The sequence below is a fragment of the Microbacterium sp. WCS2018Hpa-9 genome, assembly GCF_031843745.1.
GTDB lineage: Bacteria > Actinomycetota > Actinomycetes > Actinomycetales > Microbacteriaceae > Microbacterium.
Map to the genome: position 1 here is coordinate 601202 of NZ_JAVTIY010000001.1, position 16378 is coordinate 617579.

The 16378-nt window shown below is 69.1% G+C and carries 16 protein-coding genes; 5 read left to right on the forward strand and 11 right to left on the reverse strand.

Translation table 11 applies throughout. The features are described 5' to 3' along the window. Position 1: 1 nt before the first annotated feature. From RQG82_RS03060 to RQG82_RS03070, 3 genes are read right to left on the reverse strand one after another with little or no spacing between them, the layout of a single operon-like run. Positions 2–712: a uracil-DNA glycosylase gene (locus tag RQG82_RS03060; RefSeq protein WP_311257649.1), complete on the reverse strand. Its 711-nt coding sequence runs from the start codon at positions 710–712 to the stop codon at positions 2–4. Positions 713–715: 3 nt separating this feature from the next. Then, positions 716–1498 (reverse strand): SDR family oxidoreductase, encoded by a 783-nt coding sequence (locus RQG82_RS03065; protein ID WP_311257650.1) that lies wholly within the window; start codon positions 1496–1498, stop codon positions 716–718. Positions 1499–1524: 26 nt separating this feature from the next. Next, on the reverse strand, positions 1525–2478 hold the full coding sequence (locus RQG82_RS03070) for a DMT family transporter (RefSeq protein ID WP_311257651.1): 954 nt from the start codon (positions 2476–2478) through the stop codon (positions 1525–1527). 33 nt (positions 2479–2511) lie between these two features. On the opposite strand from RQG82_RS03070, the gene RQG82_RS03075 reads away from it, so the two are divergent. From RQG82_RS03075 to RQG82_RS03090, 4 genes are all read left to right on the forward strand, one after another. After that, entirely contained in the window at positions 2512–3102 is a 591-nt protein-coding gene (locus RQG82_RS03075) for a helix-turn-helix domain-containing protein (RefSeq protein WP_311257652.1), read from the forward strand. A gap of 142 nt (positions 3103–3244) precedes the next feature. Further along, a complete protein-coding gene (locus tag RQG82_RS03080) occupies positions 3245–4567 on the forward strand; it encodes a bifunctional o-acetylhomoserine/o-acetylserine sulfhydrylase (RefSeq protein ID WP_311257653.1) in 1323 nt (440 codons plus the stop codon). A 97-nt stretch (positions 4568–4664) separates the two neighbouring features. Then, complete coding sequence (locus RQG82_RS03085) at positions 4665–5627, forward strand: endonuclease/exonuclease/phosphatase family protein (protein ID WP_311257654.1); 963 nt, start codon at positions 4665–4667, stop codon at positions 5625–5627. Positions 5628–5712: 85 nt separating this feature from the next. Beyond that, complete coding sequence (locus tag RQG82_RS03090; protein ID WP_311257655.1) at positions 5713–6921, forward strand: homoserine O-acetyltransferase; 1209 nt, start codon at positions 5713–5715, stop codon at positions 6919–6921. On the opposite strand, the gene RQG82_RS03095 is transcribed toward RQG82_RS03090, so the two are convergent. From RQG82_RS03095 to RQG82_RS03115, 5 genes are read right to left on the reverse strand one after another with little or no spacing between them, the layout of a single operon-like run. Continuing rightward, the gene (locus RQG82_RS03095; RefSeq protein ID WP_311257656.1) at positions 6918–7526 is read right to left on the reverse strand and encodes an NUDIX domain-containing protein; all 609 of its coding nucleotides are present in this window, start codon (positions 7524–7526) and stop codon (positions 6918–6920) included. The genes RQG82_RS03090 and RQG82_RS03095 overlap by 4 nt on opposite strands. 28 nt (positions 7527–7554) lie before the next feature. Beyond that, positions 7555–8775 carry an MFS transporter gene (locus RQG82_RS03100; protein ID WP_311257657.1) on the reverse strand — a complete coding sequence of 407 codons (1221 nt, stop codon included), beginning with the start codon at positions 8773–8775 and terminating at the stop codon, positions 7555–7557. A 9-nt stretch (positions 8776–8784) separates the two neighbouring features. Beyond that, the gene (locus tag RQG82_RS03105; protein WP_311257658.1) at positions 8785–9117 is read right to left on the reverse strand and encodes a thiamine-binding protein; all 333 of its coding nucleotides are present in this window, start codon (positions 9115–9117) and stop codon (positions 8785–8787) included. Between the two features lie 4 nt (positions 9118–9121). Next, positions 9122–10360, reverse strand: a complete 1239-nt coding sequence (locus RQG82_RS03110; RefSeq protein ID WP_311257659.1) for a hypothetical protein — start codon at positions 10358–10360, stop codon at positions 9122–9124. Continuing rightward, positions 10357–11193, reverse strand: coding sequence for an NAD(P)H-hydrate dehydratase (locus RQG82_RS03115; RefSeq protein ID WP_311257660.1), 837 nt, complete (start codon positions 11191–11193; stop codon positions 10357–10359). The genes RQG82_RS03110 and RQG82_RS03115 overlap by 4 nt, the downstream gene beginning before the upstream one ends. A 56-nt stretch (positions 11194–11249) precedes the next feature. On the opposite strand from RQG82_RS03115, the gene RQG82_RS03120 reads away from it, so the two are divergent. Beyond that, a complete protein-coding gene (locus RQG82_RS03120) occupies positions 11250–12317 on the forward strand; it encodes an NADH:flavin oxidoreductase/NADH oxidase (RefSeq protein ID WP_311257661.1) in 1068 nt (355 codons plus the stop codon). A gap of 62 nt (positions 12318–12379) precedes the next feature. Here RQG82_RS03120 and RQG82_RS03125 read toward each other — a convergent pair whose 3' ends face one another. The 3 genes from RQG82_RS03125 to RQG82_RS03135 all read right to left on the reverse strand — a co-directional run bounded on the left by RQG82_RS03125 (position 12380) and on the right by RQG82_RS03135 (position 16323). Next, complete coding sequence (locus tag RQG82_RS03125; RefSeq protein WP_311257662.1) at positions 12380–13441, reverse strand: hemolysin family protein; 1062 nt, start codon at positions 13439–13441, stop codon at positions 12380–12382. After that, a complete protein-coding gene (locus RQG82_RS03130; RefSeq protein WP_311257663.1) occupies positions 13438–14754 on the reverse strand; it encodes a hemolysin family protein in 1317 nt (438 codons plus the stop codon). Before RQG82_RS03130 ends, RQG82_RS03125 begins: the two co-directional genes overlap by 4 nt. A 114-nt stretch (positions 14755–14868) precedes the next feature. Further along, on the reverse strand, positions 14869–16323 hold the full coding sequence (locus RQG82_RS03135; RefSeq protein ID WP_311257664.1) for a GuaB1 family IMP dehydrogenase-related protein: 1455 nt from the start codon (positions 16321–16323) through the stop codon (positions 14869–14871). Positions 16324–16378 lie beyond the last annotated feature (55 nt).

The window sequence follows — 16378 nt, forward strand, 5'->3', positions numbered from 1 at the left end:
ATCAGCTTAGAGGGGGCTCGCCGCCGATGCGCCAGTCGACCGGGCTCGCACCGAGTCCTTCGAGCAGCTCGTTCGCGCGCGAGAACGGCCGCGAGCCGAAGAATCCCCGGCGGGCGGACAGGGGCGACGGATGCGCAGACACGATCACAGGGGTGGTGCCGAGCAGCGGCTGGAGGTTCGCGGCGTCTTTTCCCCAGAGGATCGCGACGAGCGGCTGGTCACGGGCGACGAGGGCGCGGATCGCGAGCTCGGTCACCTGCTCCCATCCCCACCGGCGATGGGATCCCGCCTCGCCGGGGCGCACCGTCAGCACGCGGTTCAGCAGCAGCACACCCTGGTCGCTCCACGCGGTCAGGTCTCCGTGCGACGCGGGAGGGATGCCCAAGTCGCTCTCGAGCTCGGCGTAGATGTTGCCGAGACTGCGCGGCAGCGGGCGCACGTGTCGGTCGACCGCGAACGAGAGACCGATCGGATGCCCGGGAGTCGGATACGGGTCCTGACCGGTGATGAGCACCTTGACGTCGGACATCGGGCGTTCGAACGCGCGGAGCACGTGATCTCCCGCAGGAAGGTAGCCCCGACCTGCCGCATGCTCGTCGCGCAGTCGCTCGCCGAGGGCGGTGATCGTCTGCTGAGCCGGAGCCAGTGCGTCGGCCCATCCCGGGTCTATGAGACCGTCGTCGGCGAGCTCGGCGAGAGTTCTCGCAGTCATCGATCAGTCGATCGGTCGCACGCGCAGCGGCCCGCGGGCGAGCAGATGATTCGCCGACTGCGCCACGGGGCGCATCGTGATGAGGTCGAGGTTCACGTGTCCGGGGGCGTCCAGCGCGTAGGCGATCACGTCGGCGACATCCTCGGCCTGCAGCGGCGCCTCGACGCCCGAGTACACGGCCTCGGCGGCGACCGAGTCGCCTCCCAGCCTGTTGAGGGTGAACTCCTCGGTATGCACCATGCCCGGAGCGATCTCGGCGACACGGATCGGCTCGCCGTTCAGCTCGAGGCGGAGAGCATGGACGAGCATCGCCTGCGCGGCCTTGGCGGCGTTGTAGCCGCCTCCGCCCGCGTAGGCCACCTGTGCGGCCGTCGACGTCACGAACACCGTGTCGGCGTGCCCGTCTGCCGCGGCCGCCCGTCTCAGCAGGGGCAGGAGACCTGCGACCAGACGCTGACTCGAGAGCACGTTCGCGTCATACATCCACTGCCAGTCGTCGATCGACGCGTTCTCGACGCGGTCCGTCCCCCGTGCTCCGCCGGCGACCTGCACGAGAGCATGCACAGGCCCCGAGGCCTCGAGCTCCGTGACAAGCGCTGCCACGGCATCCGGGTCGGTCAGATCGCACGCGATCGTCGAGGCGCCCGTCTCCGCCGAGAGCGCTGCCAGGCGGGACGCACGTCGTGCGACTCCGACGACTCCCCAGCCCCGCGCGCGCAGCGCACGCACCGTGGCCTCTCCGATACCCGAACTCGCACCCGTCACGACTGCACGCCTGTTGACCATTCCTCCACCGTACGATGTTCCGCCGACTATCTCGCCTCGTGCACCGCCACGTCGCGCTTTCGGGCCGTCGATGCGGTCGTCGCCTGCGACCTCGCCTCGCTGGTGAGCACCACCGCGACGCCGATTCCGCACAGGATGAACCCCGCGACGGTGACGACGGTCATCGGCTCTCCCAGCAGGATGCTGCCGGCGAGCGACGTCGCCGGCGCGATCAGGAACAGCAGAGCCTGCAATGCCGTGATTCCCACTCGCTGCAGCAGCCACCAGTACAGTCCGTAGGCGGCGAGGGTCGGGAACACCGCGGTGAGCACGACGGCGAGCCAGAACGAGGCCGACGCCGGTGGCATCAGGGTTGCGGTCGCCACCGAGATCACGAGCAGCAGCACCGCGGTCACCGTCACATGAATGGTCAGGGTGAGGAGCACGCCGCTCTTCACCGCCGACCTCCGCTGCAGCAGGGTGCCGATGATGAGGCAGACCATCGCGACGGCCGGCAGCAGATACGCCACCACAGGTGCCTCTGAGGACCCGAACTGAGAACGCACCACGAGGAGCACACCGACCGCTCCGATCACGAGCCCGGCCCATTGCGCACCTCGCACTCGCAGACCGAGCACCGGACCGACGAGGACGGCGACGACGAGTGGCTGCACCGCGTCGATGAGCGCGACCGTCCCTGTGGCGATGCCCGCGGCGACGGCGCCATAGACCGCGAAGCAGTATCCGAACTGCGCGAAGAGTCCGATCGTGCCCTGCGCGCGCAGATCACGAGCGCTCAGGCCCCTCGCCCCACCAGAGAGACGGAGGACGGTCAGGAGTACGACGGCCAGAGGCACGAACCGCCACACGAGGAGCGTCAGCGGCGGCACGTCCACCGCGGCGTACGCAGGGATGATGAATCCCGAACTCCAGGTCACGATGAAGGCGACGGCGGCGGCCACCGTCACCACTGCGCGAAGTACACCGATCTGTTTACTCATTCTTCGACTATACAGACTGGTATAGTCGATCGCATGACGCAGCCCGTTCCCGAGCTCGCCCCGCTCACCCCCGGAGGTCAGCGCGTTCTCGACGCCGCATCGCGGCTCTTCTACGAACGCGGCATCCACGCAGTCGGCGTCGACACGATCGCCGAGGCGGCCGGCGTCACGAAGAAGACGCTCTACGACCGCTTCGGATCGAAGGAGGCGCTCGTCGTCTCCTACCTGCAGCACCGCGACGCTCGGTGGCGGGAGCATGTGGCCGCCCATCTCTCGCGCGTGCCCGAGCCCGGCCCCGATCGCGTGCTCGCGATCTTCGACGCCGCCATCGCCTGGTCAGACGAGAACAGCCCGAAGGGATGCAGCGCGATCAATGCGCGCGCAGAGATCGGAGACGGCAACGACGACCACCCCGTGTTCCCCGAGGTGTCTCGTCAGAAGGTCTGGCTGCTCGACGTGTTCGAAGAGCTCTGCGCCGAGGCGGGAATCCCCGACCCCCGCGCGATGGCACAGGCGATGATGCTGCTGTACGAGGGGGCGATCGTGACGGTCGGGATGACGACTTTCGCCGAGCCGTTCGCGACCGCACGCACGTGGGCCGCAAGACTGCTCAGCCACGCCTGATCGCCCGGCTCATCAGCCCGCGGATTCGGTCCGAGTTCATTACGTCACATTTCCCGGTCACTGTTGACAGCCGCCGATGTTCCGTACTGTCGCATCAACGACATCAGTCGAACCGACCTTCCAACAGTTCCAGGGGGAACACATGTCCGCACCCGAGACCTGGCGTTTCGAGACGAAGCAGATCCACTCCGGAGCTGCTCCCGACCCGGTGACCAAGGCCCGCGCAACGCCCATCTACCAGACCACGTCCTACGTGTTCGACAGCGCAGACCACGCAGCGAACCTGTTCGCCCTGGCCGAGTTCGGCAACATCTACACCCGCATCCAGAACCCGACCCAGGACGTCCTGGAGCAGCGCCTCGCGGCACTCGAGGGGGGCACCGGCGCCCTCGTCCTCGCCAGCGGTCAGGCTGCGTCGACGTTCGCGGTGCTCAACATCGCCGAAGCCGGCGACCACATCGTGTCGTCGAGCTCGATCTACGGCGGCACCTACAACCTGTTCAAGTACACGCTCGCGAAGCTCGGCATCGAGGTCACCTTCGTCGAGAACCAGGACGACCCCGAGGAGTGGCGCCGCGCAATCCGCCCGAACACCAAGCTGTTCTTCGCGGAGACCATCGGCAACCCGCAGATCAACATCCTCGACATCCGCACCGTCGCAGACGTGGCGCACGAGGGCGGCGTGCCGCTGATCGTGGACAACACGATCGCCACCCCGTATCTGATCCGCCCGTTCGAGCACGGCGCCGACATCGTCGTGCACTCGGTGACCAAGTTCCTCGGCGGCCACGGCACCACCATCGGCGGCGCGATCATCGACGGCGGCACCTTCGAATGGTCGAAGAACGTCGAGAAGTTCCCCGGACTCACCGAGCCCGACCCCTCGTACCACGGCGCCAGCTACACCGCAGCCGTCGGCGACCCGCTCGCCTACATCATCAAGGCCCGCGTGCAGCTGCTCCGCGATCTCGGCTCGGCCATCGCACCGCAGAGCGCCTGGAACCTCATCCAGGGCATCGAGACCCTCTCGCTGCGCATCGAGCGTCACGTGCAGAACGCGCAGGAGATCGCCGAGTGGCTCGACAGCCGCGACGACGTCGCCTCGGTCAACTACTCGGGCCTGCCCTCCTCCCCCTGGTACGCCAAGGCGAACGAGTACGCCCCCAAGGGCGTCGGCGCGGTGCTGTCGTTCGAGCTCAAGGGCGGCGTCGAGGCGGGTCGGGAGTTCGTGAACAGCCTGTCGCTGTTCAGCCACCTCGCGAACATCGGCGACGTGCGCTCGCTCGTGATCCACCCGGCGTCGACCACGCACGCACAGCTCACGCCCGAGCAGCAGCTCACGGCCGGCGTCACCCCTGGACTCGTGCGCCTGTCGGTCGGCATCGAGAACATCGACGACCTCAAGGCCGACCTCGACGAGGCGCTCGGCGCGGCTCGCCGCGTGTCGGAGGCCGCTCGCGCCTGACCCATCCGTCGCACACGGCAGGTGCCCCGGGCTTCGGCTCGGGGCACCTGTTCATTTCGGGGCGCGTACGGCCGGTGCACAGACAGCGAGGTCGACAATGGGATGCCTGCCCGAGGAGCTCACGATCACCGCCACGACGAATTCGCCGACACGCCGACGCTCGAACGCGCGCTCGGGGCGCATCATCGCCGTCGCAGGACTGGTGGTGCTGATCACGGTCGTGGGCGTCTGGGTCCCCGGAGTCGTGGGCACCGCGTCGGCCGCGCTCCTCCCCTGGTGGGGCCTCGCGCTCGGCATCCTGTCGGTGATCGCACTGATCCGCGCCCGCCGTGTCTTCCTTGTTCTGCTCGTGCCGATCCTCGTCTGGGTGCTGGCGATCGCGCCCTCCGCTCCCGGTTTCGCATCGGGTGCCGCTGACCAGACGTCCACCGTCGCGATCGTCAGCCAGAACGTGCGTGCGCACTCCGGCGGCGCAGCGGAATCCGCAGCCGACCTCGCCGCATCCGGTGCCGACGTCATCGCACTGACGGAGCTCGACGCCGACAGCCTCGCCGCCGCCCGCGATACTCTCGCCGCCGATTACCCGCACTCCTACGCGATCGGCACGGTCGCCGTGTGGAGCCGCCTCCCGATCGCCGATGCTCAGGCGCTGTCACTCGGTCTCGATTGGAAGCGCGCGCTGCGCGTGGTGGTGAACGCGCCGGATGCCGATGTCGCCGTGTACGTCATGCACGCGGCCTCCGTGCGGCCGGGAGTGCAGGACGACCGAGACGCGATGCTGTCCGGTATCGCCGATGCCGTCGCTGCCGACACCGCCGAGTCCGTCGTCGTCGTCGGCGACTTCAACGCCGCCTCTGCCGACCCGGCGCTGGGTGCTGTGCGGTCGCAGCTCGACTGGGTCAGACCCACCGACGGCACCCTCGGCTTCACCTGGCCGGCCGCCCTGCCGCTCGCCAGGATCGACCACGTCTTCGTGCGCGGCCTGGCCGTGCTCGGCTCGACGACCATGCGAGCCGGCAGCAGCGACCACCTCGCGACCATGACGACTCTCGCTTTCTGAGTCCACAGGACGGCGGATCCGCCTCCGGCGCACCCGGGTGCGTAACGTGCGTCCGACGGGCCGCGTGCCAGGCGAGAATGGGAGCATGGACTGGCAGACGACCTCTGAAGACACGGTGCCCTCGGCACCCGTGACGGAGGCCGACGTGCGTCTGCTTCGCGCACGACCACCCGCGACCGGCGCCTGGCGCGACGGAGACCCGGCGGGTGGACGCAGCTTCGCCTCGTTCGGCGCCTTCCCGACCGAGAGCGGTGCGGAGCTCCCCGGCATCCGTCTCGCGTTCGAGACGTGGGGCGAGCTGAACGACGCCCGCGACAACGCGATCCTGGTGCTGCACGCGCTCACCGGCGACAGCCACGTGCGCGGCGGCGCCGGAGCGGGGCACCCCACCGCAGGCTGGTGGGAGGACGTCACCGGGCCCGGAGCGCCGCTGGACACCGACCGCTGGTTCGTCATCGCTCCGAACATGCTCGGCGGATGCCAGGGCTCCACCGGCCCTGCCAGCATCGCGCCCTCCGGATACGAGTGGGCATCCCGCTTCCCCTATCTGACCATCCGCGACCAGGTCGCAGCACAGGTGCGCCTCGCCGATTCCCTCGGGATCGACACCTGGGCCGCCGTGATCGGCGGATCCATGGGCGGGATGCACGCCCTCGAATGGGCCGTCACGCACCCTGAGCGCGTCGCCCGCCTCGCGGTGCTCTCCTCCCCGCCCGTCACGACAGCCGATCAGATCGCTCTGAACACGGTGCAGCTCGAGACCATCCGCATGGACCCGCGCTTCCAGGGTGGCGAGTATTACGACCTGGCCGACGGCGACGGCCCGCATCGCGGCCTGGCGCTCGCCCGGCGCATGGCGCTGCTGAACTACCGCAGCCCGATCGAGCTCAACCAGCGATTCCAGCGTTCGTGGCAGTCCGGAGTGTCGCCTCTCGGTCATGGCGGTCGCTTCGCCGTCGAGTCGTACCTCGACTTCCACGGCAACAAGTTCACCCGCCGTTTCGACGCGAACAGCTACATCACCCTCGTCGAGGCCATGAACTCGCATGATGTCGGCCGTGACCGCGGGGGCGTCGAAGAGGCGCTGCGCGCCGTGACAGCCACGACGCTCGTGCTGGGGATCGACAGCGACCGGCTCTTCCCCGTCGACGGCCAGCACCGCATCGCCCGCAGCATCCCGAACACCCTCGACGGCACCGAGGCGGTGGTGGTGACCAGCGACTTCGGGCACGACGGCTTCCTCATCGAGACAGAGGCGGTCGGCCGCAATCTGCGGCGCCTGCTCGAGAGCTAGCTCTCGTCGATCGTCCAGGGCAGCGAACCGGTGCGCAGCCGCACGCCGTCCCACTCGAAATCCCTGCCCTGCGGCGAATCGACCACTCGGGTCGAGAAGCGCTGCGCCACCCCGCCGGAGGCGAGCGCGTCATCCACCGAGGAGAAACGGCCCAGCTGGTGCAGGGTGACCCAGGTGGGAGGGAAGAGCGTCCACTCCCCCGTCGCGTGCCTCGAGAGGGCTTCTGCCGGGCTCAGCCACGCCACGTCGACGACCTCGTCGACCGAGAACCGCGGTTCATCATCGGGAGCCGAGGCGAGGAAGAACCAGGTCCGGATGCGGATGGGCGCCTCGAGCGGCGGTTGCCAGCGCGACAGCAGCACCGGATCGCTGATGACCAGGCCGACCTCCTCGGCCGTCTCGCGAACAGCCGCCCTGCGCGCATCGTCGCTCTCGTCCGCCCCCTCGCGGCGGTCGGACGGCTCCACCTTGCCGCCGGGGAACACCCAGGCCCCCGCGAACGAGCCCCTGTCGGGCCGGCGCATCAGCAGCACGGCGAAGCCGTCGGGCGTCGGACGCAGCAGCACGGCTGTTCCGGCGACGGGCAGATCGTCGAGGTCGGTCACAGCCTCACTCTATGAGGCGGCGCACCGCTCACGCCGCAACGAGCACCGGCCTGCGCGCCTCTGAGCGATACGACAGCAGGGCGATCAAGAGGCCGGCGACCGCGAGCGCCGCGCCGGTCCATGACGGCGCGACGAAGCCCCAACCGGCGGCGATCACCATGCCGCCGAGGAATGCGCCGAGGCTGTTGCCGATGTTGAGTGCAGAGTGGTTCATCGCTGCGGCGATCGACTGGTTGTCTCCGGCGACATCCATCAGCCGCGTCTGGATCGTCGGGCTGAGCACCGACGACACGAAGCCGACCACGAACACGAGCAGCGCGAGTGTGACGATCCAGAATGCGAGCACGGCGAGGAGCGCGAACACCACGGCCATCGCCGCGAGTCCGAAGAGCAGGGTGCGTCGCAGGTCGATGTCGGCGAGATGTCCGCCGACGAGGTTGCCCGCCGTCATTCCGAGCCCCATCAGGACCAGCACGATCGGCACCGCCCACTCGGGAGAGCCGGCCACCTCGGTCACCAGCGGCGCGATGTAGCTGTAGACCGCGAAGAAGCCGCCGAAGCCGATCGCGCCGACGCCGAGGGTGAACCACACCTGGGGAATGCGGAAGACACCGAGCTCCTCGCGCATGGTCCGCCCGGGCGAGCCGGGGTGCTTCGGCACGAAGAATGCGATGCACACCGTCGCCAGCGCGAAGACGAGAGTCACGACCGCGAAGGCTGCGCGCCATCCCCAGACCTGACCGAGGAAGGTACCCAGTGGCACTCCGACCACGTTCGCCACGGTGAGTCCGGTGAGGATGAAGGCGACGCCCTTGGCGCGGTTGCCTGGCCCCATGACCTCTGCCGCGACGAGCGCGCCGATGCCGAAGTAGGCTCCGTGCGGCAGACCGGCGAGCAACCGCGAGGCGCCCACGAGCTCGAAGGTCGGCAGGAACACCGTGAGCGCGTTGAACACGGTCAGCGCCAGCGCCAGGCCGATCATGACCCGGTGCCGAGGGTAGCGGGCGACGAAGCCGGCGATCGTCGGAGCACCGACGACCACGCCGAGCGCATAGAGCGAGATCAGCCATCCTGCCTGACTCAGCGCGTCTTCAGGGCTGCTCGCCCACAGCGTGGGCAGCAGCTCGTCAGCGATGTTGGGCAGCAGGCCCATGACGACGAACTCGGTCATGCCGATGCCGAAACTGCCGATGGCGAGGGAGAGGAGCGCCCACTTCGCCGCACCCCTCGATTCAGTCGAGGGATTCACCCGTCGATTCTACGGGGTGTCCGCGTCGTCGATCGCCGCTTCGAGCCGCTCGATCTTCGCATCGAGCTCACCCGTGTAGCCGGGGCGGATGTCGGCCTTGAGCACGAGCGACACCCGCGAGCCGAAGGGCATCACTGCTTCGGTGGCGCGCTTGACGACATCCATCACCGAGTCCCAGTCCGGGCCCTCGATCTCCGTGAACATGCTGGTCGTCCGGTGCGGCAGACCCGACTCCCGCACGACGCGGACTGCGGCGGCGACCGCATCGTGGACCGACGCGTCGGAGCGCTCGGTGCCGTCGGAGGGGACGCCGCTCGGTGCGACGGAGAAGGCGATCAGCATGGTTTCACTCCCGGGTGGTGGACGGATGGTGGGCAGGAACGCGCACGAGGGCAAGGATGCCGACGGCGACGAGCACGACGAGCACGACGTTCCGCAGAGTCAGGATGGCGACGGGCAGCGTCTCTGCACGCAGCAGCGCATCGTAACTCAGCGGATAGATCAGGCAAGTGAGGGCGCACAGCGCGAGCACGAGCACCGCAGGGCCGGCGGCTCGCGTGCGGTCGAGGACCAGCCAGAGGACGACCGGAGCGATCAGCCACGTCTGGAACTGCGGAGAACCCACCTTGTTCACGACGATCAGGGTCGTCACGAGACTCAGCGCGAGCGGAGGGAACAGCCGGGCGAAGGACGCGCCGCGCGACGCCTTGAGCCCGCCGATCACGGTGATCACGACGACGAAGACCGCCATCAGCGGCGTGAGCACAGCGCTGACGGCACCCGCACCCTGAGCACTGATCTGGAAGGTCAGGATGTCGAAGCTGTACTCGATGCGGGCGGCCCCGGCGATCGCGAGCCACAGGAAAGGGGTCGCGGCGACGGCCTCGATCTGCAGACCGCGTCCGGTCTGCTCCGTCAGGAATCCGAAGACCTCGGTATCGGCCCCGAAGGCGACCAGCACCACGACGACGGCCGCCGATACCGCCGCGGCGGTGAGCAGCACACGCATCCGACTCCTGGATGCCACCACAGCTGCGAGCAGCAGCGCGCCCGGCCAGATCTTGATCCAGGCGCCGATCGCCAGCAGCGCTGCCGCGGCAGCGGGGCGGCGAACCAGCCAAAGTCCGCCGATCACCGCGAGCGGCACGGTGATCGCGTCGATGCGGTACATCGCGATCGGTCCCAGCAGAAGCAGGGCGGTGACCCAGAACCATGCGGCAACCCGTCGAGGCTGCGACGACGAACGCCCGACCAGGGCTGCGAAAGCGATCGCATCGAGCACCGTGACGAGCACCGCCCATGCGATCAGATAGGCCCCGGAGGCCCCCATCACCGCGATGAGCGGTGTCGACAGGATCTTCGCGAGGAGCATGGGCACGAGCGCGAGCTGCGGATAGACCCACGTCTCGGTGACTCCGACGATCGCCCCGCCCGACAGCGCCGCCGACGACCACGGCTCGTACACCAGCACCACGTCCCCCATCGGCTGGCTCGGATACAGCCAGCCGGTGACCGCCGTGAAGAGGTGCACGAGTCCGAACGCGATCCACAGCGTCACCAGACGCATCGAGAAGGCGCGACTCACGCGACGACGTCCGAGAATGCGCGAGGCAGAGCCTCTGCGACATCGAGCGCGACGATCGGATGCCCGGTCGCGCCGCCGTCCGCGCCCGAACCCGAGGCGAGGAGCCCCGCCCGGCCGTGCAACCACGCGGCTGCCGCTGCGACCTCGGCCAGCGGTGCGTCGGCGTTCGCGGCGAGCAGCGCGCCGAGCACACCGCCGAGCACATCCCCAGTGCCCGCCGTCGCGAGCCAGCCGGTGCCCGCCTCGACCCGGATGACGAGTCCGTCCGGATCCGCGATCAGCGTCTGCGCGCCCTTGAGCAGCACGACGGCGCCGACCGCGTGCGCGACCCGGGCAACGGCGCTGATGCGGTCATCGCGGGCATCGTGTCCGAGCTGATCCAGCAGCCGTTCGAACTCACGGCCGTGCGGCGTCAGCACCCGCGGGGCACGGCTCCCCCGCGCCAGGTCGAGTGCCCCCGCGTCGACGACCACCGGCACCTGCCCGTCGAGCAGGTCGAGCAGCTCGCGCTCCGCCTCGGGGCTCCTTCTCGCGGCATCCGTCCCTGATCCGACCACCCAGGCGCCGACGCGTGCGCCGGCGGCCTCCGGACTGACCACAGTCTCCGGGCGTCGCGCGATCACGGCATCCGCGGCTCGGCCATCCCCGATGTAGTGCACGAACCCCGCACCGGCGCGCCACGCCGCTTCGACACCGAGCACCGCGGCACCCGGATACGCGGATGATCCGGTGCGCAGGCCGACGACGCCCCGAGAGTACTTGTCGTCGTCGGCACCGGGCACGCGCAGGAAGCGTGCGGTGTCGTCGCGGGACCAGTCGCGTGCGTCGGGCATGACTCCACGTTAGTGCGGCGGCCCGCACCGCCCCACCCGACCAGTAGCGTCGAGGGGTGAGCATTCTCTTCTCCCCGCTGAGCATCCGTTCCGTCACCTTCCGCAACAGGCTCTGGGTGTCTCCCATGTGCATGTACAGCGCGATCGACGGCGTCGTCCAGGAATGGCACCACACCCACCTCGCCCAGTTCGCCTCCGGCGGCGCCGGTCTGATCGTGGCCGAGGCGACAGCTGTCGTACCAGAGGGCCGCATCTCGCCGCGGGATGCCGGGCTCTGGAACGACGAGCAGCGCGACGCGTGGGTGCAGGTCGTCGAGGCGATCCACGCGCGGGGCGCGGTTGCGGGCATCCAGCTCGCGCACGCCGGCCGCAAGGCGTCGACCTGGTGGCCCTGGGCGGACGAGCGCGGATCGGTGCCGGAGGCGGATGGCGGTTGGACGACAACTGCGCCCTCCGACGTCGCGTTCGAGGGCTTCGCCGAGCCTGCGGCGCTCGATCACGACGGCATCGACGCCGTCGTCGAGGGGTTCGCGACGGCGACCCGCCGAGCCCTCGACGCCGGCTTCGACGTGCTCGAGGTCCACGGTGCGCACGGATACCTGCTGCACCAGTTCCTCTCCCCACTCTCGAATCTGCGAGACGACGAGTACGGCGGGTCGCTCGAGAACCGCGCTCGGCTGCTCCTCCGGGTGGTCGATATGATCCGTGAGGTCGCCGGAGACGGAGTACCCGTGTTCGTGCGCATCTCGGCCACCGATCACGCCGAGGGCGGTTTCACCCCCGACGAAGCGGCGACGGTGAGTGCCTGGGCGACCGAGCACGGAGCCGACCTCATCGATGTCTCCAGTGGCGGGCTCGTGGCCCACCAGCAGATCAGCGTGTTCCCCGGCTACCAGGTGCAGCTCGCCGAGACTGTGCGCCAGGGCGGACGCATCCCGGTTTCGGCGGTCGGGCTGATCACCGCCGCCGAGCAGGCGGAGCAGGTGCTCGCCGACGGTGCGGCTGACGCGATCTTCGCCGGCCGGGAGTGGTTGCGCGATCCGCACTTCGCGCTCCGGGCGGCCCACGAGCTCGGCACAGAGATCACCTGGCCCCCGCAGTACGAGCGGGCGCGCTGGCGCTGATCACCGCCACGCAGAGAAGCCCCCGGTCCGCACGGACTCGGGGGCTTCTTCGCGGTCGCAGATCAGTGGCCGCGGATGCGACGGGTCGCGTCCTGCACCTCGCCGACGAGCTCCTCGAGGATGTCCTCGAGGAAGAGCACGGCGGTCGTGCGGCCCTGCGAGTCCCGCACCTTCGCCAGGTGACGTCCCGCTCGGCGCATCAGGGCGAGAGCGTCCTCCAGATCAGTGTCCTCCTGCACCGGAACCATGTGGTTGATGCGCTTCGAGGGCAACGGCTCGACCAGCTTCTCGGCAGCACCAGGTCCGTCCGACGCCCGGAGGATGTCCTTGAGGTGGACGTATCCGACCGGCGCCCCCTCGTCGTCGACGATCACGTAACGCGAGAACCCGTAGCGGGCGACGGCCTTCTCGACGTCATCCGGAGTCGTCGACTGCGGAAGCGTCACGAGATCGCTGAGCGGCACAGCCACATCGCGAGCCTTCTTGTCGGTGAACTCCACCGCTGCCGCCACAGTGCCCGCCGTGTCGGTGAGCACGCCCTCTCGCCGGGACTGATCGACGATCGTCGCGACCTCGTCGAGCGTGAACGTCGACGCGGCCTCGTTCTTCGGCTCGACCCGGAACAGTCGCAGCACGCCGTTGGCGGCCGCGTTCAGCAGCCAGATCACCGGCATGAAGATCTTCGACACGAGCACGAGAGGCGGCGCGAGGATGAGCACCGCACGCTCAGGCACCGAGAACGCGAGGTTCTTCGGCACCATCTCACCGAAGACCACGTGCAGGAACGACACGATCAGCAGAGCGATCGCGAACGACACAGCGTCGACGACGCCGTCCGACCAGCCGAACGCGTGCAGCGGCACGGCGAGCAGGTGATGGATCGCGGGTTCGGAGACGTTCAGGATCAGCAGCGAGCAGATGGTGATGCCCAGTTGCGAGGTCGCGAGCATCAGAGTCGCATGCTCCATCGCGAAGAGCGCGGTCTTGGCGGCGCGCGAACCGCGATCGGCCTTCGGCTCGATCTGCGACCGGCGCGCGGAGATCACCGCGAACTCGGCGCCCACGAAGAACGCGTTCGCCACGAGCAGCACGACCAGCCAGGCCAGTCCTCCCCAGTCGTTCATCGTCCGACCACCTCTGCGGGAAGATCCTGACTCGGGACGTAGCGGATGCGGTCGACGCGGCGACCGTCCATGCGGACGACCTGGAGCTTGCCGGTCTCGAGGTCGACCTCGTCGCCCACCGACGGGACGCGCTCGAGGATGCTCATGACGTAGCCGGCCACGGTGTCGTACACGTCACCCTCCGGAACCTCCACCCCCGCTCTGCGTCGCAGCTCATCCGGCCGCAGCTCTCCGGGGAAGGTGATGCCGTCACGGCCGCGGACGACTCCGGCGCGCGTACGGTCATGCTCGTCGGAGACCTCGCCCACGAGCTCCTCCACAAGGTCTTCCAGTGTGACGAGACCGGCGGTGCCGCCGTACTCGTCGACCACGACGGCCAGCTGGTATCCGCGGGCTCTGAGCTCGGAGATGAGCGCATCGACGTGCACGGTCTCCGGAACGCGCAGCGGATCGGTAGAGAGCGCGCCCACCGGCACCTCGCCGCGTCGATCACGCGGAACGGAGATCGCGGCCTTCAAGTGCACGACACCCGTGATGTCGTCGAGATCGTCGTCGTACACGGGAAAGCGGCTGTGTCCGGTCCGGCGGGCGAGCTGGATGACGTCGTCGGCCGAGTCACCGATCGCGAGGGCGTGCATGCTCGGACGAGCCGTCATCACGTCGGCGGCCGTCAGCCGTGAGAACGTCAGCGTGCGGTCGAGCAGGCTCGCGGTGTCGGCTTCGAGCAGCCCCGCACTCGCCGAGCGACGCACGAGGGACGAGAGCTCCTCGGCGCTGCGCGCACCCGACAGCTCCTCCTTCGGCTCGATCCCCATGCTCCGCAGCACGCCGTTGGCGCTGCCGTTGAGCACCACGACTGCAGGTTTGAAGACGGTCGTGAAGGCGACCTGGAACGGCATGACGAGCTTCGCGGTCGCGAGCGGCAGCGCCAGGGCGAAGTTCTTGGGCACCAGCTCGCCGAGGATCATCGACAGCACCGTGGCGACCAGCATCGCGACGATCGTCGCGATCGGACCGACGGCGGCCTCGGGGATACTCCATGCCACGAGAGTCGGGCCGAGGAGGTTGGAGAGCGCCGGCTCCATCGTGTACCCGGTCAGCAGCGTCGTCAGGGTGATGCCCAGCTGAGCGGACGACAGATGGGTCGAGGTGTGCTTGAGAGCGCTGATGGTCAGCGACAGGCGGGATTCGCCGCGGGCCTGACGGGCCTCGAGATCGGCGCGGTCGAGGTTGACCAGGGCGAACTCGCTCGCGACGAACAGCCCGGTGCCCACGGTGAGCAGAAGCCCCACGCCCAAGAGGATGTAGTCCATCAGTCGTTCCTCCCGAGACGGGGAGGCAGGCAATGGGGCGATGTACTACAACTGGGAGGGTCGTCCATGGTGTCCACGATTCTACGGGATCGCGGTGAGTCCGAGCACGGATCGCTACCAGCTGACCGGCAGCGCCTTGCCCTCTTCGTATCCCGCGGCGGACTGCAGCCCGACGAGCGCCCGTTCGTGGAACTCGGGCACCGACGCTGCACCGGCATAGGTGAACGACGAGCGTACGCCCGAGGTGATCATGTCGAGCAGATCCTCGAGTCCCGGGCGCAGCGGGTCGAGGTAGATCTTCGACGACGAGATCCCCTCCGCGAACAGCTCCTTGCGGGCGCGCTCATACGCCTCGAGACGCCCGAATCGGGCCTGCACGGCCTTCGTCGAGGCCATGCCCCAGGATTCCTTGTAGATGCGCCCCTCGGCATCGCTCTGCAGCTCGCCCGGCGCCTCGATCGTTCCCGCGAACCAGGAGCCGACCATGACGGATGCAGCGCCGGCGGCGAGCGCGAGCGCGACATCCCGCGGGTATCGCACTCCCCCGTCGGCCCAGACGTGCGCGCCGAGCTCCTTGGCGGCCTGAGCCGTCTCGAGCACCGCGGAGAACTGCGGGCGGCCGACGGCGGTCATCATGCGCGTCGTGCACATCGCGCCGGGCCCCACACCGACCTTGAGGATGGAGGCACCGGCCTCGACGAGGTCCTTGACGCCGTCGGCGGTGACGATGTTGCCCGCCACGATCGGGATGCCGAGGTTCAGGGCGGCGACGGCGCTCAGCGCGCGCAGCATCCCCTCCTGATGTCCGTGCGCCGTGTCGACCACCAGCACGTCGACGCCGGCGTCCGCGAGGGCCTTCGCCTTGGCTGCGACGTCTCCGTTGATGCCCACCGCCGCCGCGACGGCGAGGCGGCCGTCGCCGTCCAGCGCCGGCCGATACAACGTCGAACGCAGGGCGCTGCGGGCGCTGAGCGTTCCTACGAGGTGCCCGTGGTGCGTGATCGTCACCATGTCGACGCCCGCATCGGTGATCACGTCGAACGCATGACGCTCCGATCCGATGTCATCCGCATCCAAAGACGGCGTGCCGGCGTGCACGAGGTCGCCCAGTTGCGCATCCGGCAGCGCCGTGGCCAGCCGCGTCGCCGCCAGGACGCCGAGAATCCGCTCCGCATCGTACGGGGCATCGCCCGTGGCCACGACGATGCCGTGGCCTGCGGTCGCAGGCATCAGCCGGAGTGCGTCCGACACCGAAGCCTCGGGAGGCAGCACGATCGGCGTGTCCCACAGCACGGGCTGCGCCTTGACATCGCGGATCGCGGCATCGAGACCCTGCAGCGGCATGTCCTGAGGGAGCACGCCGAGTCCGCCACGCCGCGCGAGCACGGCTGCGAGCCGGGGGCCGGTGACGGAGTTCATATTCGAGGCCACGATCGGCAGAGTCGCCGGAGTGCCGTCCTGCGGGGCCAGATCGACCTGCAGGCGGCTGGTGACGGCGGATCGTCGCGGCACGAGGAACACGTCGGAATAGGTCAGATCGACTGTAGGTGACTCGCCGGAGAACTCCATACCCCCACGGTACTCAGATAGCGGCGTCGAGGGCGCATGCCTTCGACGAATGCGC